This window comes from Usitatibacter palustris, from assembly GCF_013003985.1.
Lineage (GTDB): Bacteria > Pseudomonadota > Gammaproteobacteria > Burkholderiales > Usitatibacteraceae > Usitatibacter > Usitatibacter palustris.
This window is the reverse complement of sequence record NZ_CP053073.1, coordinates 1,793,012-1,815,523: the sequence shown is the minus strand read 5'-3', so window position 1 is coordinate 1,815,523 and position 22,512 is coordinate 1,793,012. Positions and strand designations below refer to the sequence as shown.

Sequence of the window (22,512 nt, the reverse complement as noted above, 5' to 3'; positions counted from 1 at the left end):
CTGAGAATGCCCACGATCAAATCCCGCCTCGATCCGTCATCGCCCGCATTCAAGGCCAACGCCGAGGCGATGTCCGCGCTCGTCGCCACCCTGCGCGACCAGGTCGCGCGGGTGGCCGAGGGCGGCGGGCCCGCGGCGCAGCAAAAGCACACCGCCCGCGGCAAGCTCCTCGCGCGTGACCGCGTGCGCGCCCTCCTCGATCCGGGCGCGCCCTTCCTCGAGCTTTCGCAGCTCGCCGCGCACGGCATGTACGACGGCGATGCGCCCAGTGGCGGCATCGTCACGGGCATCGGCCGCGTCGAGGGCCGCGAAGTCGTGATCGTCGCCAACGACGCCACGGTAAAGGGCGGCACGTACTACCCGATCACCGTGAAGAAGCACCTGCGCGCGCAGGAGATCGCTTCGCAGAACCGCCTGCCGTGCATCTACCTCGTCGATTCCGGCGGCGCGTTCCTTCCGCTGCAAGACGAAGTCTTCCCGGACAAGGAACACTTCGGCCGCATCTTCTACAACCAGGCGAATCTCTCGGCCGCGGGCATCGCGCAGATCGCCGCCGTGATGGGCTCGTGCACCGCGGGCGGCGCGTACGTGCCGGCGATGTGCGACGAGTCGATCATCGTGAAGAACCAGGGAACGATCTTCCTCGGCGGCCCGCCCCTCGTGAAGGCGGCCACGGGCGAAGTCGTCACCGCGGAAGATCTCGGCGGCGGCGACGTGCATTCGCGCACCTCCGGCGTCACCGACCACCTCGCCGACGACGACCGCCATGCGCTCGCGATCGCCCGCGAGATCGTGCGCAACCTCAACTTCAAGCGCGAAGTGCCGGTCGCGATGGCGCCGGTCACCGAGCCGCTGTATCCGGCGGAGGATCTCTACGGCATCGTGCCCAAGGACCCGCGCCAGCCTTTCGACATTCGCGAAGTCATCGCGCGCCTGGTCGACGGCTCGGATTTCCACGAGTTCAAGGCGCTCTACGGTTCCACGCTCGTGTGCGGCTTCGCGCACTTGCACGGCCATCCGGTCGCGATCCTCGCCAACAACGGCATCCTCTTCTCGGAGTCGGCGTTGAAGGGCGCGCACTTCATCGAGCTAGCGAACCAGCGTGGCATTCCGCTGCTCTTCCTGCAGAACATCACCGGCTTCATGGTCGGGCGCAAGTACGAGAACGCCGGCATCGCCAAGGACGGCGCGAAGATGGTGACCGCGGTCTCCTGCGCGAAGGTGCCCAAGCTCACGGTGATCCTCGGCGGCTCCTTCGGCGCGGGCAACTACGGCATGTGCGGCCGCGCCTTCAACCCGCGCTTCCTCTGGACCTGGCCCAACGCGCGCATCTCCGTGATGGGCGGCGAGCAGGCCGCCTCCGTCCTCGCGACCGTGAAGCGCGACGGCATCGAAGCGAAGAATGGCGCCTGGTCGAAGGAAGAAGAGGAAGCCTTCAAGTCGCCGATCCGCGAGCAGTACGAGCGGCAAGGCCACCCCTACTACGCCACCGCCCGCCTCTGGGACGACGGCGTGATCGATCCGGCGGACACGCGCCGCGTGCTGGGCCTCGCGCTCGCCGCGTGCATGAACGCACCCATCGAGGACACCCGCTACGGTGTCTTCCGCATGTAGAAAAAAGAGAAAGCTCATGGCCACGACCATCGTCATCGAACACCAGGGCCCGATCGGCCTGGTCACGCTCAACCGTCCCGAACGCCACAACGCGTTCGACGACGCGCTCATCAACGACCTCACCGAAGCCCTGCGCTCGATGGAAGCCGAGGATTCGGTGCGCGCAATCGTGATCTCGGGCGCGGGTCCGTCGTTCTCGGCCGGTGCCGACCTCGACTGGATGAAGCGCGCCGCGGGCTACTCGAAGGACGAGAACCAGCGCGACGCGATGGCGCTCGGTGCGCTGATGCGCACGCTCGACCACCTGCGCAAGCCCACGATCGCGCGCGTGCACGGCGCGGCCATCGGCGGCGGCGTGGGGTTGGTCGCGTGCTGCGACATCGCCGTCTCGCTGAGCACGGCGCAGTTCGGCTTCTCCGAAGTGAAGCTCGGTCTCATTCCGGCCGTGATCTCGCCCTACGTGATCGCCGCCGTGGGCGCGCGTTCCGCGCGGCGCTACTTCCTCACCGGCGAGCGCTTCGACGCCGCCGAGGCCTATCGCATCGGCCTCGTGCACGACCTCGCCCAGGATGAAGCGGACCTCGACGAGAAGATCGGCAACATCATCGACGCGATGATGCTCGCGGGGCCCGTCGCCCAGCGCGAAGCCAAGGACCTCATCCGCGCGGTGGCCAACCGGCCGATGCACAGCGAGATCCTGCAGGACACGGCCGAGCGGATCGCAAAGATCCGCACCTCACCCGAGGGACGCGAAGGCATCGCCGCATTCCTGGAAAAACGCAAGGCTTCCTGGGTTCCCGCGGAACCAGAAGCACCGGCGCCGATCGAACCGCCACAGGGAATCTGAATAACAAGGAGCCAGCGATGAAACTGGGCCGAATCTGCCTCACCCTCGTAGCCTTTCTCGCTGCGCTTCCGACCGCCGCCGCCACCCTCGCCGAGCGCTCGCCCTTCGCCCAGGGCCTCTGGTGGAACGCCCAGCGCTCCGGCCACGGCTTCGAGATCTTCAACGCCGGCACCGAGACCATGGTGCTCTGGTACACCTACGACACAGCCGGCGCGCCCGTCTGGTACAGCGCGCAGGGCACCTTCGGCGCCGCGAGCTGGCCGCTTCGCAAGCACCGCTGGACCAACGGCCGCCTGGGCGCGACCGAGGTGGTGGGAACATTGGGCCTCAAGGTGAACACGCCCGAGAGCGCGGAAGTGAGCTTTACGGTCGGCGGGCAGGCCGGCACCTGGAAGATCGAACCCTTCCGGCTGTCGGGCATCACGAATGAAGTCGACCACAGCGGCGTCTACTTCAATCCCGACTCGAGCGGCTGGGGACTCTCGCTCACGCACCAGGGAGACATCCTCGGCGGCGTCCTCTACAGCTACGACGCGAACGGCGCCCCGACGTGGTACGCCGGGTTCGACCGAGGCAGCACGGGCACGGTGAATTTCTACGCCACGCGCGGCGCCTGCCCGACCTGCGCGGCGCAAGCGACGACCACCACGCCGGCGGGCCGCGTGACGTTCGACCGCAATGGCGAATCCGAGCTGTATCTCCGCAACCAGATCAGTGGCACATTCGCCGCCGGCGCGAGTCCGGACGGCGCGTGGATGACCCAGTTGGGCCGCCGTGTGTCGAGCCGCCCCGCCGATCGCCAGCTCGCGAACTTCGCGAGCAACGCATCGCTGAAGGCCTTCCTCGACGCGGCGATGCTGAATGTCTCCTCGAATAGCACCGGCGCGGATTTCTCGGCCGCACCTCCCGCCGCGTCCTTCTCGAGCACGAATCTCCAGGAAGCCGGTGTCGATGAAGCCGACGTGGTGAAGACCGACGGCAATCGCATCTACACATTCACGTATGAAAGCAACATCCGCAAACCCGAGCTGCGCATCGCTCAGGTGGCGAATGACGGCGCGCAGATCGCGATTGCCGGAACGGTCCCCCTCATGCCGTCGGGTTCCGGCGCCAGCAATGTGTACAACAGCATGATCAATGCCGGCCTGTACACGTTGCCGCAGCGGCTCGTGTCCCTCACGGGGCCCGGACCGAGCGGCTACTATCCGGATGGCCCGTGGGCGATATCGGGCGCGTGGACGGGCGGCGCGACCAGCATCGAGATCTTCGACACGTCCGGCAGCGGGCTCCCTGCCTCCACGTGGCACGCGAAGGTCGATGGATACATGGTGTCGTCCCGCCGGATCGGCGAGCGCCTCTACGTCGTGGCGCGCTACGTGCCGAAGATCCCCGGCTTCGTCTACGGAACCAGCTACCCGCCCGGCGTCGAAGGGAACCGCGCGCTCCTCGCGGCCACGCCCCTGGCACAGCTCCTCCCCAACGTGAGCATCAACGGCGGCGCGAACGTCCCGCTCGTCGATGCGGCCTCCATCTTCGTGCCGCCGCAGGGCGACCGGGTCATCCCGGCCGACATGGTCGTGATCTACGCGATCGACCTCACGAACAAGCGCATCGCGCAGTCACTCGCCATCCTCGGCTCGGCGGAAGCCATCTACGCCTCCACCGACAACCTCTACGTCGCCAGCTCGCGCTTCACCTACCGCACGTGGTACGGGGCGCTGCTTCCGCCGCTCACCTACTCCACCACCGAGCTGCACCAGATCCGCCTGGGCGCCGAAACGATGACGCTCGTGGGTTCTGGATCTGTGGAAGGCACGCTCGGCACCAACATGGACAAGGCCGCCTTCCGCATGAGCGAGAGTGCGGGGCGCCTGCGCGTCGTCACGAGCGACACGATGATGTGGGGAGGTGGGGCCCTCAAGAACCGCCTCACGATCCTCGAGCCGTCGACGATCGCTCAGGGCACGTTGAAGACCGTTTCGTACCTGCCCAATCCGCAGCGGCCCGAGGCGATCGGCAAGCCCGGCGAGCTGCTCTATGGCACGCGCTTCGTCGGCGACCGGCTCTACGCCGTCACCTTCAAGCTGATCGATCCGCTGTATGTGATCGACCTCGCCAACGCGGCGGATCCGAAGATCGCCGGCGCGCTCGAACTTCCCGGCTTCTCCGAATATCTCCACCCGCTGCCCAACGGGCTGCTCCTGGGCTTCGGGAAGGATGCCAAGCCCGCGATCGCGCAAGGCGACGGCTCGTTCGCGTGGTACCAGGGCCTGCAGTTGTCGCTGTTCGATGTCTCGAACGCCGGCGTCCCGCGCGAGATCCAGCGCACGCTCATCGGCAAGCGCGGCAGCGATTCGGCGTTGCTTCGGGAGCACCACGCCTTTGCATCGCTCCCGCGCGACGACGGCTCGCTCGCGATCGCCATTCCCGCGCGCATCCACGATGGCTCCAACTCGGGAGGCGGCGACTCGACGATGTATCCCTGGCTCGAAAGCGGCCTGCTGCGCTTCGAAGTGCGCGGCACCACGCCCGCCGACGCGAAGCTCGTGCAGCTTCCGACGCTGGTCACGCATGCCCCGTCGAACTCGCCCTACCTCGGGCCGAGTCCGGATGCGGGGAGTTCCATGGGCCGGTCGGTGATCTTCAAGCAGGGCACGGTCTACGTCGGCAACGGAAAGTTCTGGAAGATCGATTCGACGGGGAACGCTGTCGGGCCGCTTTGATAGAGGCGCGACAAGGCCGTCGACCGAGTGCCTCATACGAACTGCACCGCGTCGCTCCGCTCGCGGTCCCCTCACCATTCGAAAACGGCCGGCGTCACGGTCTGATCGTCAACCTCCCTATTGTTGAGGACGCTGCGGTCCTCAACTCAACTCGACCGTGCCGAAACCCCGTCCGTTTTCGAATGGCTCGGTGCGCTCGAAATCGGCACTCGGTCGACGGCCTTGTCGCGCCGGATCGCCGAAGTGCAACCAGATGGAAGAACGCAATCGCCCGTATGCAGTGACGACGCTATCCGTGCCCCGGTGCCGCGGGTGGGGCAAGGGCGTCGAGGGAGTGACGATTTCGAGCGCACCGAGAGCTTCGAAAACAGGCGGGGTTTCGGCACGGTCGAGACAAGTGGGCAGCCGCAGCGCTGCACACGGTAGAGAGATTGACGATCAGACCGTGACGCCGCCTGTTTTCGAAGGTCGAGGGAACCGCGAGCGCAAGCGAGCGGTGCAGCTCGCATGAGTCACTCCCTCGACGCCCTTGACCTACCCCAACCCGTCTCTCAGGACGACAGAGGATGCGGCTTCACGATGAACTCCAGCCGCTGCGTGCGCCGGATGACCACGAGCTTCTCGCGCCGCGCGCTGTCGTGACCGGTCAGTAGTCGCTGCAGGTCGTCCACGCTGCGAATCGGTTCGTCGTCGAGGGCGACCACGAGGTCGCCTTCCATCACGCCGGCTTTCGCCGCGGGGCTTTCCTTCTCCACCATCATCACGCGCACCGCCGTCTCGTTCGGCAGGTCGAAGTAGCGCACGACGCGGCGCGAGACCGGCACGGTCTGCCCCGCGAGGCCGATGCGCGCGCGCGGCACGCGCCCTTCCGTGATGAGGTAACCCACGATGCGGCGCGCGGCGTTCGCGGCGATCGCGAAGCCCACGCCCTGCGCGGGAAGAATGACCGCGGTGTTCACGCCGATCACGTCGCCGCGCGAATCAACGAGCGGCCCGCCGGAGTTGCCGGGATTGAGTGCCGCGTCGGTCTGGATCACGTCGTCGATCAGCCGCCCGTTCTGCGCGCGCATGGTGCGCCCGAGCGCGCTCACGATCCCCGCGGTCACCGTGTGCTGGAAGCCATAGGGACTGCCGATCGCGACCGCCACTTGTCCTGCCTCGATGCGCGATGAATCGCCCAGCTCGCAGAACTCGTCCACGGGTGCCGTGAGGCGGATCACGGCGAGGTCGCTGCCGGGGTCATCGCCCACGAGATCGGCGGAGGATTCGCGCCCGTCGGGCAGGCTCACGTTGATCGTGCGCGCGCCGCTCGCGACATGGCTGTTGGTGACGGCATAGCCGCTGCGGGCGATCACGAAACCCGAGCCGCTGCCGTGGCGGCCGTCGGGACGTTCAACGGCGAGGTGGACGACCGCGGGCCGCACGCGCTTCACGGCCGCGGTCACGGCGCCCGAGTAGGCGTCGAACAGCGAGAGGTCGTTCATGGGTTGCACATGGGTGCTCCCGCACCCGGTTGCAACCCCGTCAGCGCGGCAGCGGCAGTGCCTTCCCTTCCGAGAGCGGCGGCGGCGTGACTCCCAGCATTCCCGAAAGCGTGGGCGCGATGTCCACGACTTCAACGCGTGCATCAACCCGCCCCGGCTTCACCCACTTCGGGCCGTAGAAGAGGATCGGCACGTTCGTGTCGTAGGGGTACGGCGAGCCGTGCGTGGCCGGCGCGCCGCCGGTGAACGACCAATACGGTTTCAGGACCAGTTGCACGTCCGCCGAACGATCGGGATGCCAGGTCTTGCGAACGGCATCGAAGTACGGCGCGCCCGCCTTGCTGCCACTCTCGATCTCGGCGCGCGTATACGCGTGCGCGAAGCCCGGCTCGGTCAGGAGCTGCGTGCGTGCGGCCTCGCCGAATGCGTTGCGGTCCACGCCCCTCTGCGCCATGAGCGGGCGATTGAGCAGCAAACCGTAGGCGGAGAACCCCACGGCCCAATTGCCCTCGCCGAACTGCTTCACGAGCGCGGCGTTCAGCCGCGTGAGCGCCTGGGCGCCACTTTGCCTGCCCGCGTTGCGGCCGAGCGTCAGGCTGTGGTCGGGCGCGGGCATGAAGCCGTGATCCGCGGTGAGCACGGCCACATACGCGTCCTTGCCCACGACGCGATCGAGCTCCGCGAAGAACAAGGCCAGCGCGCGATCGAGCTGCAGTACGTGGTCGTGCGACAGGCGCGATTCCGCGCTGTAGGCGTGGTTCACGTAGTCATGGCTCGAGAGGCTCACCGAGAGGATGTCGGGCGAGTCGTCGCGGCCGAGCTCTTCGCCCGCGATCGCTGCCGCGGCGAAATCCAGCGTGAGCTGATCGCCGAAAGGGGTCGCGAGGAGCTCGCGGTAGTACTTCGGCCCGGGCTTGTCGAGCTCTTCTCCCATGCGCTTCGGAAGTTCTCCGCCCTTCGCGTACCACTTCTGGTTGTCGGGCAGCGACTTCGCGTAGGCCCCGGGGTCGGCGAGAAGCGGCCGCCATTCCTTGTGGAACCAGCGGTCCGCGGGCTTCGACTCATCGAACGCCTTCACCCAGGCCGGGTGCGCGGGCATGTAGTGCGTGGTCGAGGCAAAGCGGCCCGTCTCGGCCATGTACATGTAGGCGACACCGGTCTTTCCGGCCGGAAGGATCGCGCCGCGGTCCTTGCCGGAAATCGCGATGACCTTCGAACGCCCATCGACACGCTTGAGGACGTCGCCGACCGTTTCCGCGCGCAGATTCTTCGGGCTCGTGCCGTCGAGCTTCTCGGTCTTGTGGCCGATGTAGGTCGCACTCGTGTCGCCCGTGCAGTACACCGCTTCACCGGTGTCCGGATTGCGCCATTCGTTGCCGATGATCCCGGTGCGATGCGGATACGCGCCGGTGAGCATGGTCGCGTGCCCCGGCGCGGTGGCCGTCAGCGAGTGACCGTAGTGCGCATCGGCGAACCACGCGCCGCGGTCGAGGAAGCGCCGGAAGCCATCGGGCGCCAACTGATCGCGATAGTCCACGACCTGCCGCTGCGGCAGGCCATCGACGACGAAGAAGACAACGAGCCGCGGTTTGGCGGGCGCTGCGGTTTCGTTCGTTCCCGCGCAACCCGCGAGGACGACGGCCAGGAACAACGAAAAGATGGTTTTCATGGGCCGTAGATTAAACCAATGGGGACAGACCCCATTGGTGCCCTGCAACAAAGGCGGGGGCGTCTATAATCCCGCCACCCCGATGTTCTCCAAGATCCTCATCGCCAATCGCGGCGAAATCGCCTGCCGCGTGATCCGCACCTGCGAGCGCCTGGCCGTGCGCACCGTCGCGGTCCATTCCGACGTCGACGCGCACGCGCTGCACGTGGAACAGGCCGACGAGGCGTACTGCATCGGCGGGCCGCGTCCGGCCGATTCCTACCTCAATGGCGAACGCATCATCGCGGTCGCGAAGGCCTGCGGCGCCGAAGCGATCCACCCGGGCTACGGGTTCCTTTCCGAGAACGAGGATTTCGCGCGCGCCGTGGAGAAGGCGGGACTCGTGTTCATCGGGCCGACCCCCGAGGCGATCGAACAGATGGGCCTCAAGGATCGCGCCAAGGCGATCATGGAGAAGGCCGGCGTGCCCGTCGTGCCCGGTTATCACGGCGAAAAGCAGGAAGAAAAGTTCCTCGCCGGCGAGGCGAAGAAGGTCGGCTACCCGCTGCTCATCAAGGCCGTGGCCGGCGGCGGCGGCAAGGGCATGCGCCTGGTGACGAAGGATTCCGAATTCGCCGAGCAGCTCGCCGCCGCGCGCCGCGAAGCGAAGAACGCCTTCGGCGACGACCGCGTTCTCCTCGAGCGCTTCGTGCAAGGCCCGCACCACATCGAGTTCCAGGTCTTCGGCGACACGCACGGCCACTACGTGCATCTGTTCGAGCGCGAGTGCTCGATCCAGCGGCGCCACCAGAAAGTGCTCGAGGAGACGCCCTCGCCCTACCTCGACGACGACATGCGCGAAGCGATGGGCAAGGCGGCCGTGGCTGCGGCGCGCGCGATCAAGTATCGCGGCGCGGGCACGATCGAATTCATCGCCGGCGCCGATCGCCAGTTCTTCTTCATGGAGATGAACACGCGCCTGCAGGTCGAGCACCCCGTGACCGAGATGATCACCGGCGAGGACCTCGTCGAGTGGCAGCTGCGCGTGGCCGCGGGCGAACCGCTGCCGCTCCAGCAGGCCGAGATCCTTTCGGGCGGGCACTCGATCGAAGTGCGCCTGTGCGCCGAGAATCCCGCGAACAACTTCCTGCCCGAGATCGGCACCATCGGCGTGCTGCGCGAGCCGCACGACACCGCCGAGGAAGGCCACGAGCATCACGCGCATGCGGATGTGCGCCTCGACACGGGCGTGCGCGAAGGCGACGAAGTCAGCGTCTATTACGACCCGATGATCGCGAAGCTGATCGTCTGGGGCGACGACCGGCCCGAAGCCGCGCGCCGCATGCAGGCCGCGCTTGCCGAGACGCAACTCCTCGGCGTGAAGACGAACCTCGCATTCCTCGAGCGCGTCGTGCGTCATCCGGCGTTCCTCGCGGGCGAGACGGACACGGGGTTCATCGAACGTCATCGCGCCGACCTCCTTCCCGCCGTCGGCGATGTCCCGCTCGAAGCGCTGGTCGCCGCCGCGGCCCGCGTGTTCCTCGACGAGCAGCGCGCGCATGCCGACGCACCGTCCTCGCCGTGGAACGACGCGCGCGGCTGGCGCCTCAACCAGCCCGCGCTGCGGCGCATGGAGTTTCGCGCAGCCGATGACAACGTCATCGCGGTCGACGCCGTGATGAAAGCCGGCCATGCCACGGTCACGGTGGGCGGCAAGGCGCACAGAGTGACGATCGGTCCCTCGCACGGCGATCGCCTGCAGATCGGCCTCGACGACGAAACCTTTTTCGCGCACGTCGCACGCCTGGGTGCCGCGATCTCCGCCGTCGTTCCCGCGGGCCGCTTCGAGCTGGAACTCGTGGACCCGTTCCACTACGAGCCGGCGGAATCCATGCCCGATGCGCGCCTCACGGCACTCATGCCCGGGCGCGTCGTGAAGTTGATGGCGAAGGCCGGCGAGAGCGTGAAGAAAGGCCAGGCGCTCCTCATCCTCGAGGCGATGAAGATGGAGCACACGATCGTGAGCCCGCGCGACGGCGTGATCGACCGCGTCGCCTTCGAGGAAAACCAGCTCGTGCCCGCCGACGCCGTCCTCTTCGCCTTCAAGGAATGAAAAAGGGGACAGTCCCCTTTTTCGTCCTGCAACGTCCGGTTACAGACGTTGCCCTCGGCAGATCAGTATTCTCCGACGCATGACTCGCGTTTTCGCAGAAAAAGGGGACAGACCCCATTTCCGAAAAGGGGACTGTCCCCTTTTCGTGAAGGCCGCCCTCCTCCTGGCGCTCGCGGGATGCGGCGGCGGTGGCGGCGGCGGTGATGGCGCCCCGGTCACGCCCCCGCCCACGGTCGCCTTTACGGACCCGCTCGTCTATTCGAACGCCCAGGGCGGGTCGATCGTCGATGCGAACGAAAACAGCTCGGTCACGCCGGGCACGGTCACGGTCGCGGGCCAGGCGCTCTCCTACACCGCCACCGCGGGCCACCTCATCGCGCGCCGCCTCGGAACGGATGCGCCCGACGCGACGATGTTCTACGTGGCCTACACGCTGAACGGCAGCAATCCCGCCACGCGGCCCGTCACCTTCTTCTACAACGGCGGCCCCGGCTCGGCGACGGTGTGGCTGCACATGGGATCGTTCGGCCCGAAGCGTCTCGACGCGAAGGCACCGAGGACGGACGTGCCCGTTCCGTTCCCGTTGGTCGACAACGCCGAGAGCATCCTCGACCTCACCGACCTCGTGTTCGTGGACGCCGTGGGCGCGGGCTACTCGACGGCCGTCGCGCCCAACACCAATCGCAACTTCTGGGGCGTGGACAGCGATGCCGCGGTGTTCCGCGACTTCATCCGCCGCTACGTCTCGGTGAACAATCGCGGCGCATCCCCCAAGTTCCTGTTCGGCGAGTCGTACGGCACGACACGCAGCGCCGTACTCGCGCGGCTCATGGAAAGTGCGGGCATTCGATTGTCCGGCGTGGTGCTGCAGTCGTCGGTGCTCAACTACAACTCCAACTGCGGGCTGCGCGAATCGGGCCAGGGGTGCGCGGGCTTCCTGGGCACGTACGGGGCCGTCGGCGCGTGGTTCCAGATGACGAGCCCGCCGGTGAACGTCGCCGGGCTGGGTACGTTTGCACAAGAGCTTCGCGGGCTCACGGACAATTTCTACGGTCCCGCGATCTCGACGTTCTTCGCCACGCGCGCGATTCCCGACCCGGCGAACCTGCAGGTGCTCACGAACGCGACCGGCATCACCGTCGCGCGCTGGCAGGCGAACTTCAACATGGGTCCGGACACGTTCCGGCAAGTGTTGCGGCCCGGAGAGATCCTCGGCCGCTACGACGCGCGGATGTCGGCGACCAACGTGCCCGCAGGCTATGACATCTCGAGCGCGTTCATCGACTCGTCTTTCGCGAGCGGCCTGAGCGGCTACCTCACGAACACGCTGCGCTTCACCACGCCGTCGAGCTACACGACGCTCGGCAACGCGATCAACTTCTGGAATTTCACGCACGACGGCCTGTCGCTGCCCGACGCAGTGCCCGACCTCGCCACCGCGATGACGCTCAACCCGCGCCTGAAGGTGTTGGCCGTGAGCGGCTATCACGACCTCGCTACACCCTGGTTCGTGACCGAGCGCGACCTGCAGCGCCTCGGCGCCAATCCCAACATCCTCGTGCGGAACTACTCGGGCGGCCACATGACTTACCTGGACGACGCGACGCGCGCTGCGCAACGCGCCGACCTCGTGGAGTTCTACCGGAGCGCGCTGCAATGAAGAAGATCCTCGCCCTCGTAGGGCTGGTCCTTGCGGGTTCCGCTCTCGGGCAGGAACCGGGCTGGACGGATCCCTACGTCCCGCCGCACGTGAAGCGCGTGGGGCCGCCGCCGGTGGAGACGCGCGGCGATGCGCTGAAGGCGCAGGTGGAGAAGAAACTTCGCGACCAGTTCGATGCGGCCGATACCGCGAAGTCGGGAACGCTCACGCGTTCGCAGGCGCTAGCCGCCGGGTTCGGCTATGTCGCCGAGAACTTCGACGCAATCGACACGCGCCGCGCCGGCGTCGTCCGCTTCGACGACCTCAAGCGCCACCTGGGCCTCTAGCCGCCCTTCCCGTGTCCCTTGCCCTGGGACCCATGCTCGCGATCGCGGTCGTTGTCGCGGCCGTGGTCCTGCCCTTGCTGTCCACGACTGTCCCGGTAGTGAGACTGGACGTCGGGGTCACGCGACTTGTACTTGTAGCTGCGGTCGCGAATCTCGTACTGCTGCTCCGATTGCGGATACCGGTTCCCGGCGTACTGCCGCTGATAGGAAGGAAGCGGAGCTCGCGCCGGCGCGCTGGAGCGATCCCACTGATTCCATCCGCTGCGGTTGCGTTGCCAATCCGGTCCCCAATGCTCGCCCCACCGCGGCGCAGCGTCGCGTCGCCATCCGCTGAAGTAGGCGGGCGCATGGCGGTAGTAGCGCACCGGCACGCGCAGGATGTACAGGGGAACCGCTTCCGGCCCCACGCGACCCCACGGGCCGTTGTACCAGGCACTCGAGTACCAATTGTCGCGCTCGTAGACCCAATAGGCCCCGTCGTAGAAGAAGTAGTTCGAGTGCACCTGCGGCGCGTAGTAGACCGGATGACCCGGCACGGCCACGAGCTGCGGATAGGACGGAAGGTTGATCCCGATCTGCACGCTCAACTGGGCCGAGGCCGGCGTGAGCGCGCAAAACGAGAGCCCGAGCGCGACGATGACCGCGCGCATCAGATACGGCCGAGCGCGATCAGCACGATGATGATGACGACCACCAGGCCGAGTCCGCCGCTGGGTCCGTAACCCCAGCTGCGCGCGTGCGGCCACGCCGGTAGTGCGCCGACCAGGATGAGGATGAGGACGATGAGAAGGATGGTTCCGAGACTCATGGCTTGCTCCAGGGGCGAAATGCCCACCCCAAGATAGCGGCGTCTCGCGGCCGCGTCGGTACGGTAGCGCACATGGGAAAAGGGCCTGCGTCAGCGCAGCAGGAAGGCGCTGCCCAGCCCGTGGAACACGGCGACGATCCACAGGTTGCCCGACCGGTGGAAGATCGCGCCGAACAGCAGGCCGATCGCGAAGATCGCCGCGAACATCGGCAGCGGAGCGTTCCCCGAGAAGTGATAGAAGTGCAGCGGCCCGAACGTGAAGATCGCATTCGCGAGCAGCACGCCGGCAACGCCACCGACGCGTTGCACGAGCGCAGTCTGGAGGATCCCGCGGTAGACCACCTCCTGGTAGAACCCCCAGGCGAAGTTCGTCGCGAGCACCAGCGCAGGCACGGCGAGGATTTTCGGGTTGAGCGCGACGAAGATCGCCGTGGCCGCCACGACGACCTGCAGGAAGTAGGACTTCTCTGCGAGGCTCCACGCGCTCCAGCGTTTCAGTCCGATCGCCGCAAGGGGAACCCGCACAAGGTAGCGAACCAGGAGCAAGGCGAGCGCGAGCAGCACAGCGACGCGAATCGCAGCGGGTGGCTGCGCGATGCCCAGCGCATCCAGCAGCCACAGCCGCGGCCCGAGCACACACTCGAGAAGCACGAAGACCAGCGCGAGCTTGAGGCATGCGGCCGGCGCGAGATCCGTGGGAGGTCGCTGGTCGAAGAGGAGGAGATGACCCCTCCAGTGGTCGCGCAAGGGCATGGACTCCCCTTTACGGCTTGAACACCCTCGCGAGCGGCTTGCCGTCCAGCCAGGCGGTGAGGTTCTCCACCACGCCTTCGCCGAACTTCTTGAACACGGGCTCGTTCACGAAACCGAGGTGCGGGCTCAACACGACGTTGTCGAGCTTCGCTAGCGCGTGCCCCGCAGGCAGCGGCTCCTCGTCGTAGACATCGAGTGCGGCGATGCCGGGACGGCCGGCCGCGAGCGCCGCGGGCAATGCGGCCATGTCGATCAGCGCCGAGCGCGCGGTGTTCACGAGAATCGCATCGGGCCGCATCGTGGCAAGGCGCTCGGCATTCAGGAGCTTTCGTGTCTTCTCCGACGGAACGAGGCTCAGGCTCACGACCTTCGAGGTCGACAGCAGCTCTTCGAGGCTCACGGCGACTGCACCACCGGCCGTTGCACGCTCCGGCGTCATGTTCGGGCTCCAGCACACGACTTCCATCCCGATCGTCTTCCCGATCGCGCCGATGCGCTGTCCGATCGAACCCAGACCGATGATGCCCAGGCGTTCACCGGCCAGCGTGGTCGGCAGCGCCTTGCCGTCGCGCCACCTGCCCTGCCGCACCAGCGAGAGATAGGCCTCGAGGCGCTTGGCCGCGACGAGGATCAGCGTCCACGCGAGCTCGCTCGTGCTTTCCTTCGACGAGCCCGCCTCTGTGATGCCGATGGGAATGCCGCGATCGATGAGCACCTGCGCATCGAGCTGCGCGTTGCGCACGCCGGTGAAGAGGAAGAGCTTCAACTTCGGAAGCCGCGCGAGGAGCGCCGCCTTGAACGGCGTGCGATCGCGCACGAGCACGATGACCTCGGCGTCCTTCACCGCGTCGTAGACCGCCTCGCCGTAGAGCCGCTCCGTGTGGAACACCACTTCGGCCCGCGCCTGGATGCCGCTCCAGTCCGCGGTGCGCCGCAGTGAATCCTCGTAGTCATCCAGTACCACGACCTTCATGGCGCGGACCCTATGACGATGACGCGGCCTTCACGACCGCGGAGACATCCTTCGCGTTACCGAGATCCCAGCACGCGGCGATGGCGGCATCGATTCTCGCCTTGCCGATCACCGGCTCGCCCATGTCGCGGAACTTGGCTTCGAGCATCGCGTCGGTCATCGGCCGCTCGAGCGAGCCGATCGAATGCTTCACGAAGACGTGCTCGCGGCGACCATCCTTCAGCACGGCCACGACATCCGCCGATTCCTCGGAGATGGAATCGTCCACCGTCGCGACCACCTTGCGGCGAAGCTCCACCATGTCCGGACGATTCACGAACGCATCGTCGTACTCGTGCTCGCCCGCGCGCCCGACCATCAAGCCGCAGCAGAAGCCGTGGTAGACGCTGAACTTGCCCTCGAGCCCGTCCTTTGGTTCCTTCTTGCCCGTGAGCTCGAGCACCAGCGAATGCACCTTCAGTTCGACGCGCTCGATGTCGGCGGGCTTGATGCCCTTGTCGCGCAACTGCGTGGCCGCGTCGATCGTCGGATGGATCACGATGCCGCAGGCAAACGGCTTGTAGGTGTTGAAGGCGATCTCGAAGCGCTGGCCGAGCTGGTCGGTGATCTCGTTCCAGTCGTTCTTGGTGGACACCGTCTGCGCGTAGCCGCGCGCGGCCTCGATGGCCCGCGGGCTCGCGGTGAAACCGTTCTTCGCCAGCAGCGCGCTCATCAACCCCGCCCGCGCGGCACCGCCCGGATGGAAGGGCTTGGTCATCGTGCCGAACTGCTCGCGCATGCCGATGGGCTGCGAAGCGGCGATGCCCAGCGCCATCGTGGTCTTCGCTTCATCGAGACTGAGCAAGCGCGCGCAACCCGCGGCCGCGCCGAGCGTGCCGGTGGAGCCGGTGATGTGCCAGCCGCGGTCGTAGTGTTCGGGATACATCATGTTGCCCACGCGGCACGAGACATCGACGCCAAGGACGAGCGCGTCGATCACCTGTCGGCCGGTCGCACCCGTGACTTCCGCAAGTGCGAGCAGCGCCGAGGCCACGGGCCCCGCCGGATGGATGATCGTGCGCAGGTGCGTGTCGTCGAAATCGAACGTGTGCGACGAGATGCCGTTGGCGAGCGCGGCGCCGGCCATGTCGACCTTCTCGCTGCGGCCGAGCACGGAGGACTGCGGCGAAGGCTTCATCATCGCGAGCGCGGCGAGCGTCGCCTCCACGCTGTCGTGGCGCGCAGCACCAATGGCGCAGCCCACCCAGTTGAGGAACGTGCGATGGGCCTGGTGCTCGACGTCATCGCTCCAGCCGCGCGACGGATGCGTGGCGACGAGCTTCGCGAGCGTGCGGGTGACCGGCGGCGCGTTGGGGTCCGCCGCGACCTTCGTGTTGCGCGCCATCAGTCTTCGAGCTTGATGCCGCGGTCCTGGGCGAGCTTCCACCAGCGCGCGATGTCGGCCTGCATGAAGCGGCCGAATTGCTCCGGCGTCATGGGCATGGGATCGAGCGCTTCGCCCGACAAGCGTTGGCGCAGCTCCGGCGTGCCGATCGCCTTGTTGATTTCGTCATTGAGGCGCTTCACGACTTCCGGCGCCATCTTCGCGGGGCCGACGATGGCGTACCACTGCACGCCCGTGAAGCCCTTGTAGCCCAATTCCTCGAAGGTCGGCGTATCGGGCAACAGCGGGTGGCGCCGCTCGCCGGTGATGGCGATGGGCTTCATCTTGCCGGCCCTGATGTGCGGAAGCGCCGCGGCAAGACCGGGCATCATCATCTGCGTCTGGCCGCCGAGGACATCGGTGATCGCCGGGCCGATGCCGCGATACGGCGCATGCACCGCATCGAAGCCGCCGGCGAGCTTGAGTTGCTCCATCGCGAGGTGCGTGAGCGAGCCCTGCCCCGCCGAGCCATAACTCACCTTCTCCTTCTTTGCATAATCGACGAGACCCTTCAGGTCCTTCACCGGCACGTTCGCGCCGACGACGAGCACGTTGGGCGTGCCCGCCACCATCGCGATCGGCGTGAAGTCGGCGAGCGCGTCGTAAGGAACCTTGCGCACCGCGGGCACCGTGCCGTGCGTGGCGACGTAGCCCAGCATCAGCGTGTAGCCATCGGGCGCCGCATTCTTCACGTTCTGCGAAGCGATCACGCCGCCGCCACCCGAGATGTTCTCGACGATGAAGGACTGGCCCAGCGACTTGGTGAGCGCTTCGGCCACCGTGCGCGCGGTGAGGTCGACACCGCCGCCAGGTGCGACGGGCGCGATGATCTTCACGGTCTTGTTGGGATAGGGCTGGGCCAGCGATGCGGTCGCGATCCCGAGTCCCGCCAGCGCGACGAGGGTCAGTGCAAGGCGTTTCATGGTTCTGTCTTTCTCCGGAACGGTTCGTGCAAATTATAAGTGCCGTCAGCGCGGCGGGGCATTCAGTTCTTCATCGGGCAGGTACGCGACGCCGCCCCAGTTCGCCTGGAGAAGCGCGCCGCGTTCCGTGTACTGGTACACCGAGAGCAGCGGGTTGAACGACACGCTGCCGTCGAGGGACACGCCACCGGTTGCCTTCGTCTTCATCGTCGCGTCCGCGGACGCGCCAACGTCCGCGCCGACCGTGCGGAACGCATCGAACAGCGTGCGGTCCTTGAACACGAGCAGCTGGCGATAGCTCTTGTAGCCCACGCCCGGGCCGGTGCCGGCGCGCGCGAGCTTCATGAACGTTTCCTTCTTGTCCTTGTTGTCGACGAGCACACCCGCGCCCAGCGAACCCACGAAGAGCACCACGTTCACCTGCGAGCCGTCGAAAACGCCATAGCCCACGGCGGCCTCGAGCTCGGCCTTGATCTCGGGCTTCGTCTTGTAGAACTCCACGAGCGTTTCGTCGTGGATCTTGCGAAGGGCATCGCGGCGCTTGTCGACGCTGTCGCCCGCGCCGGTTGCGCAGCTTGCGAGGAACACGGCGAGTGATGCGATGAGCAGCTTTGTCGCGGCTTGCGTCTTCATGACTTCTCCCTGGGTGGTACTGCATCGGCCAGACTACCACCGGAAGCCGTCTCCGGCGCCTTCATGGGCATGAGCATCCTTCTCTGGTTGAGCCCCAGCCAGAGCGCGATGGGCAGCAGCGTGGGGAGCAGGAGCGACCCGACCTGGTAGCCCAGGGCGATGCCCTCGCGGCCGAAGGACGAAAGCGCCAGGTACGGTGCGAGCTCGTGCACGGCCGAGAGCTGCCGCAGGATGTCGAAGGTCACGCCCCACGCGGGCGCGATGAGCAGCACGATCGCGCCGATGGCCATGGGGCCCGCACGGCGCGACATCGCGGAAGCGAGCGACAGGGCCACGAACAGCGCGATGCCGAAGCTGAAGGTCGAGGCATTGACCTCGAGCTCGGTCATGGCCGGCTGCAGCTCGCGCCGCTCGTAGGGCGGGTGGAGCGTGAGCTCGTAGCGCGCGAGATGCCCTTGCATCACGGGGCCCGCCATCTTCGCGCCGCTCGCCAGCGAGATCACGGGCTTCGCGACGTGCGCGGCCACCGAATTGAGCAACGGAGCCGCGAAGAACCACGCGACGAGCGCGAGCGGCAGCAGCAGGAGGGTCTTGCCCAGCAGCGCGAGGATTTCCCCGCGGCTCGCGAACACGTCAGGCCGCCGCGGGCTGCGGCGCCGGCCCCGCGCCCACTGAGCGCATCCACAGCAGCCACACGATCAGCGCGTCGAGCATGATCAGCGCCTGCCACACGTACAGGTGCGCCCACTCGAACCACTGCATGTTCCACTGCCCGAGGTAGAAGAGGCTCACGATGCGCACGACGTTGAGCGCCTGGATCGCCACGACACCGACCGCCAGGCCGATCGCCTTCGCGCGCCACGACGCGGGGTAGGCGAGGATCCCCGCGAGCAGCACGAGCATCGCCTCCACGCCATTGCAGCCGGCCTCGATCACGACGCCGAACCCGGTCGTGGGGTTGAAAAGCGCCTTGCCCTGCGCCATCGCGCTGCCGTCGAACGTGGTCACCAGCCCCGCGCTCATCTTCGCGACGAATTCCGTCCAGGGGATGACCACGGACTGGCCGATCGGGGTGAGCTCGAGGGCGAAGAGGACGACGAGGAGGACAACGAATGTGATCGCAAAATGCCGCATGACCACGCGATTATAGGGGCGCCGAGGGAATTCCCTCGGCCCGGCTACGTCCCGGCTTCGGGCAGGGTGACCCGGAACGTGGCGCCGCCCGCGCTGTTGCCTTCCGCCTGGATCGTGCCGCCGTGGGCTTGCGCGATCGTACGGGCGATCGAGAGGCCCAGGCCCAGCCCGCGAGGCCGGGTCGTGAAGAATGGGGTGAACAGGCGATCGCTGATCTCGGGACCGATGCCGTGGCCGATGTCGCTCACGCTGATCTGCACCTTCTGCCCCGTGAGGCGGCTGAGGCGCACGACAACCCGGCGCGACCCCGTAGGCGCCTGCGCCATCGCGTCCATCGCGTTGAGGACGAGGTTGATGAGCAACTGTTGCAGCTGGATCCGGTCGCCGGTGATCCGCGGGGCTCCCGGCGCGGTCTGCACATCCAGGGACACCCCGCGCCGTGCAGCCTCCGCCTCGATGAGGTGGAGCGCATCGGTCACCAGCTCGTTGGGATCGAAGACCTCGCGCGCGACGTCGTGCTTCTGCAGGATGGCCCTGATGCGTTCCATCACTTCGCTCGCGCGCGGGCCGTCGCCGGGCGGGTGGTCGATCTCCTGCGAAATCGCCGCGGTCATTTCGCCGATGGTCGCCAGGCGCAGCGCATGTCCGAGCTCGACGCTGCGCTGGTGCGCCGCGGTCTCCGCGCGACGCCTCCGGCTTCGTTGCGTGAACAGGACCGCGATGAGCATCGTTTGCACCACGATCGTGACGGCCGCGACCAGCACCGGCCAGCGGTAGTCGCGCCAGGCCGAGCGCGGCCGAAACTGGATCTCGCAGCCACTGGGCACGGCACTCTCGGGAACATGGAAACGCTGCAGTGCCCGTTCATCGAGAATGCACTTCGCGGGCGAAGCGGGCTCGATGGGAATGGAGGTCGCCGGTTCGCCCTTGAGCACGCGCAGCGCAAGCCGTGCCGCCGAGGTGCCCTGGGTCGCGAAATCGGGGATCGCGCCACCGACGACACCGGTGCCGAGGTAGGTTTCGAAGAATCCATAGACGGGCGCGGCCGACGCGGCCGCGATCTGCCGCGCAACCTGCGTACTCGCCCGCGGCTTGCCCCCCGCGTCGGTCACCACGGAGATGTAGAAGACGAGGGAATCGGGGGGCAGCAACGCGACCGCTTCGAGCATCTGGGGGACGGTCAGGTGGTCGAGCCAGGTGACCTTGTAGTCGACCCCCAGCCGTGCGAGCAGCGGTTCGATCCGCTCCTTCCATCGCTGGTCGTAGGGCGATGCCCCGGCGATCATGTGGAGGGCGCGCGCATTCGGATGCAGGCGGCGGGCGATGGCGATCGTGGCCGCGAGGTCGAGGTCGATCAGCACGCCGGTCGCGTTGGCGGGCGGGCCATTCTCGCGGAGCGCTTCCGGAAGCTCGTTGTAGAAGACGAGCGGAACGCCCGGCCAGAGCTCGTCGCGGTAGCGCGCCGCGAAGTCGATCGCCTGGCGGGAGCGCGCGATCACGAGGTCCACTTTCCGCCCCGCGTATTTCTGCCGGAGCAACGCGAGCGTGGCGCCCTCGAGCTTTCGCCCGAACCGGAAGGAGTCGAGCGATTCCCCGAAGAACTCCACGGAATGGGGCGCCTCGCGCGAGAGCGTTTCGCGCAGGGCCTGCTCCATGATGGCCGAGGCCGGGATCAGGTAGTCGGCGTTGTGGATGACCACGACGCGCCAGGTCGTTTCGTCGCGCGCGACATCCTGCTGCGCCGTGGCAACGGGCGCCTGCAGGAAACCTGCGAGCAATACGGCGATCCAGAAAGACCTCATTCGTCCGAGTATAGCTGCGACTATAATTGTGGTCCCGCAAGGAGGATTCCCATGGCAGCGAACCCCCAGGTCGTCACCGGCAGCGCCCCTACCGTCAAGTTGCTCATCAACGGCCAGTTCGTCGAGTCGAAAGCCAAGGCCTGGCGCGACGTCGTGAACCCGGCCACGCAGGAGGTCATCGCGCGCGTGCCCATGTGTGGTGCGGATGAAGTGGACCTCGCGGTGAAGGCGGCCGCCGAAGCGTTCAAGACCTGGAAGCACACGCCGATCGGCGCGCGCGCGCGGATCATGCTGAAGCTCCAGGAGCTCATCCGCCGCGACATGAAGAAGCTCGCGGCCATCCTCACCGCCGAGCAGGGCAAGACCCTGCCCGATGCCGAAGGCGACATTTTCCGCGGGCTGGAAGTCGTCGAGCACGCCTGCTCCATCGGCACGCTCTCGCTGGGCGAATTCGCCGAGCAGGTCGCCAACGGCGTCGACACCTATTTCATCCGCCAGCCCATCGGGGTCTGCGCGGGCATCACCCCGTTCAACTTCCCCGCGATGATCCCGCTGTGGATGTTCCCGATGGCGATCGTCACCGGCAACACCTTCGTGCTGAAGCCCTCCGAGCAGGATCCGATGACGCCCATGGCGCTGGCCGCGCTCGCGATCGAAGCGGGCGTTCCCCCGGGCGTGCTCAACATCGTGCACGGCGGCAAGGAATCGGTGGACGCGATCTGCACGCACCCCACGATCCAGGCAGTCTCGTTCGTCGGTTCGTGCCACGTCGGCGAGCACGTCTACAAGCTCTCCTCCGAACACGGCAAGCGCGCGCAATGCATGATGGGTGCGAAGAACCACGCGGTGATCATGCCGGACGCCAACAAGGAGCAGTCGTTGAATGCCCTCGTCGGCGCGGGCTTCGGCGCGGCGGGCCAGCGCTGCATGGCGACCTCGGTCGCCGTGATGGTCGGCGAAGCGTCGGAATGGATCCCGGACATCGTCGCGAAGGCGAAGACCCTCAAGGTCAACGCCGGCACCGAGAAGGGCGCGGACCTCGGCCCGGTGATCTCCCGGCAGGCCCGGGAGAAGATCGAGTCGCTGATCGCGCAGGGCGTGAAGGAAGGCGCCAAGCTCGATCTCGACGGCCGCAACCCGAAGATCCCCGGCTACGAGAACGGCAACTTCATCGCGCCCACCGTGTTCTCCGGCGTGAAGCCCGAGCACGAGGTCTACAAGACCGAGATCTTCGGCCCGGTGCTGGTGATCGTCTCCGTGCCCACGCTCGATGACGCGATCGCGCTCATCAACAAGAACCCGTACGGCAACGGCACCGGCATCTTCACGCAGTCGGGAGCCGCGGCCCGCAAGTTCCAGAACGAGATCGACGTGGGCCAGGTCGGCATCAACGTGCCGATTCCGGTGCCGGTCCCCTACTTCAGCTTCACGGGCTCGCGCGGCTCCAAGCTCGGCGACCTCGGCCCGTACGGCAAGCAGGTGATCCAGTTCTACACGCAGGTGAAGACCGTCACCGCGCGCTGGTTCGACGACGCCACCACGTCGCCGGGAATCCACACGACCATCAGCCTGAAGTGACAGGGCGTTCCGAGGAGCACAGCGACAAGGATCAAGCCCTGTCATCCTGAGGACGCAGTCGAAGGATCCG

At 67.0% G+C, this 22,512-nt stretch carries 19 protein-coding genes; 7 read left to right on the top strand and 12 right to left on the bottom strand.

What is annotated here, in order from left to right:
- Positions 1–6 precede the first annotated feature (6 nt).
- Genes DSM104440_RS09025 through DSM104440_RS09015 form a run of 3 tightly spaced genes read left to right on the top strand, consistent with a single transcriptional unit; the run spans position 7 to position 5,184 of the window.
- A complete protein-coding gene (locus DSM104440_RS09025; protein WP_171161829.1) occupies positions 7–1,614 on the top strand; it encodes a carboxyl transferase domain-containing protein in 1,608 nt (535 codons plus the stop codon).
- Between the two features lie 16 nt (positions 1,615–1,630).
- The gene (locus DSM104440_RS09020; RefSeq protein WP_171161826.1) at positions 1,631–2,461 is read left to right on the top strand and encodes an enoyl-CoA hydratase/isomerase family protein; all 831 of its coding nucleotides are present in this window, start codon (positions 1,631–1,633) and stop codon (positions 2,459–2,461) included.
- A gap of 17 nt (positions 2,462–2,478) precedes the next feature.
- A complete protein-coding gene (locus DSM104440_RS09015; protein ID WP_171161824.1) occupies positions 2,479–5,184 on the top strand; it encodes a beta-propeller domain-containing protein in 2,706 nt (901 codons plus the stop codon).
- Between the two features lie 551 nt (positions 5,185–5,735).
- On the opposite strand, the gene DSM104440_RS09010 is transcribed toward DSM104440_RS09015, so the two are convergent.
- Complete coding sequence (locus DSM104440_RS09010) at positions 5,736–6,668, bottom strand: S1C family serine protease (protein WP_171161822.1); 933 nt, start codon at positions 6,666–6,668, stop codon at positions 5,736–5,738.
- A gap of 40 nt (positions 6,669–6,708) precedes the next feature.
- Complete coding sequence (locus tag DSM104440_RS09005; RefSeq protein WP_171161820.1) at positions 6,709–8,337, bottom strand: alkaline phosphatase family protein; 1,629 nt, start codon at positions 8,335–8,337, stop codon at positions 6,709–6,711.
- An 82-nt stretch (positions 8,338–8,419) separates the two neighbouring features.
- Here DSM104440_RS09005 and DSM104440_RS09000 point away from each other — a divergent pair, with 82 nt between their 5' ends.
- The 3 genes from DSM104440_RS09000 to DSM104440_RS08990 all read left to right on the top strand — a co-directional run bounded on the left by DSM104440_RS09000 (position 8,420) and on the right by DSM104440_RS08990 (position 12,415).
- Positions 8,420–10,429: an acetyl-CoA carboxylase biotin carboxylase subunit gene (locus DSM104440_RS09000; RefSeq protein WP_171161818.1), complete on the top strand. Its 2,010-nt coding sequence runs from the start codon at positions 8,420–8,422 to the stop codon at positions 10,427–10,429.
- A gap of 145 nt (positions 10,430–10,574) precedes the next feature.
- The gene (locus DSM104440_RS08995; RefSeq protein WP_212758277.1) at positions 10,575–12,089 is read left to right on the top strand and encodes a S10 family peptidase; all 1,515 of its coding nucleotides are present in this window, start codon (positions 10,575–10,577) and stop codon (positions 12,087–12,089) included.
- Positions 12,086–12,415: an EF-hand domain-containing protein gene (locus DSM104440_RS08990; RefSeq protein WP_171161814.1), complete on the top strand. Its 330-nt coding sequence runs from the start codon at positions 12,086–12,088 to the stop codon at positions 12,413–12,415. Before DSM104440_RS08995 ends, DSM104440_RS08990 begins: the two co-directional genes overlap by 4 nt.
- Here DSM104440_RS08990 and DSM104440_RS08985 read toward each other — a convergent pair.
- The 10 genes from DSM104440_RS08985 to DSM104440_RS08940 all read right to left on the bottom strand — a co-directional run bounded on the left by DSM104440_RS08985 (position 12,412) and on the right by DSM104440_RS08940 (position 20,864).
- Positions 12,412–13,065: a hypothetical protein gene (locus DSM104440_RS08985; RefSeq protein WP_171161812.1), complete on the bottom strand. Its 654-nt coding sequence runs from the start codon at positions 13,063–13,065 to the stop codon at positions 12,412–12,414. The two genes, DSM104440_RS08990 and DSM104440_RS08985, sit on opposite strands and share 4 nt — an antisense overlap.
- Positions 13,065–13,223, bottom strand: coding sequence for a DUF3309 family protein (locus DSM104440_RS08980; protein WP_171161810.1), 159 nt, complete (start codon positions 13,221–13,223; stop codon positions 13,065–13,067). The genes DSM104440_RS08985 and DSM104440_RS08980 overlap by 1 nt, the downstream gene beginning before the upstream one ends.
- Before the next feature lie 90 nt (positions 13,224–13,313).
- Positions 13,314–13,976 (bottom strand): CPBP family intramembrane glutamic endopeptidase, encoded by a 663-nt coding sequence (locus tag DSM104440_RS08975; RefSeq protein ID WP_171161808.1) that lies wholly within the window; start codon positions 13,974–13,976, stop codon positions 13,314–13,316.
- A 10-nt stretch (positions 13,977–13,986) separates the two neighbouring features.
- On the bottom strand, positions 13,987–14,949 hold the full coding sequence (locus DSM104440_RS08970) for a D-2-hydroxyacid dehydrogenase family protein (RefSeq protein WP_171161806.1): 963 nt from the start codon (positions 14,947–14,949) through the stop codon (positions 13,987–13,989).
- A 10-nt stretch (positions 14,950–14,959) separates the two neighbouring features.
- Positions 14,960–16,333, bottom strand: a complete 1,374-nt coding sequence (locus DSM104440_RS08965) for an MmgE/PrpD family protein (protein WP_171161804.1) — start codon at positions 16,331–16,333, stop codon at positions 14,960–14,962.
- Entirely contained in the window at positions 16,333–17,295 is a 963-nt protein-coding gene (locus DSM104440_RS08960; protein ID WP_171161802.1) for a Bug family tripartite tricarboxylate transporter substrate binding protein, read from the bottom strand. Before DSM104440_RS08960 ends, DSM104440_RS08965 begins: the two co-directional genes overlap by 1 nt.
- Positions 17,296–17,340: 45 nt before the next feature.
- Positions 17,341–17,928, bottom strand: a complete 588-nt coding sequence (locus tag DSM104440_RS08955) for a lipid-binding SYLF domain-containing protein (protein WP_171161800.1) — start codon at positions 17,926–17,928, stop codon at positions 17,341–17,343.
- Positions 17,925–18,560, bottom strand: coding sequence for an exosortase H-associated membrane protein (locus tag DSM104440_RS08950; RefSeq protein ID WP_171161798.1), 636 nt, complete (start codon positions 18,558–18,560; stop codon positions 17,925–17,927). The genes DSM104440_RS08955 and DSM104440_RS08950 overlap by 4 nt, the downstream gene beginning before the upstream one ends.
- Position 18,561: 1 nt before the next feature.
- Complete coding sequence (xrtH, locus tag DSM104440_RS08945; protein ID WP_171161796.1) at positions 18,562–19,062, bottom strand: exosortase H; 501 nt, start codon at positions 19,060–19,062, stop codon at positions 18,562–18,564.
- A 44-nt stretch (positions 19,063–19,106) separates the two neighbouring features.
- Positions 19,107–20,864 carry a sensor histidine kinase gene (locus DSM104440_RS08940; protein WP_171161794.1) on the bottom strand — a complete coding sequence of 586 codons (1,758 nt, stop codon included), beginning with the start codon at positions 20,862–20,864 and terminating at the stop codon, positions 19,107–19,109.
- Between the two features lie 51 nt (positions 20,865–20,915).
- Between DSM104440_RS08940 and DSM104440_RS08935 the strand changes: the two genes are divergently transcribed.
- Complete coding sequence (locus DSM104440_RS08935) at positions 20,916–22,442, top strand: CoA-acylating methylmalonate-semialdehyde dehydrogenase (protein ID WP_171161792.1); 1,527 nt, start codon at positions 20,916–20,918, stop codon at positions 22,440–22,442.
- The last annotated feature ends 70 nt before the right edge of the window (positions 22,443–22,512 follow it).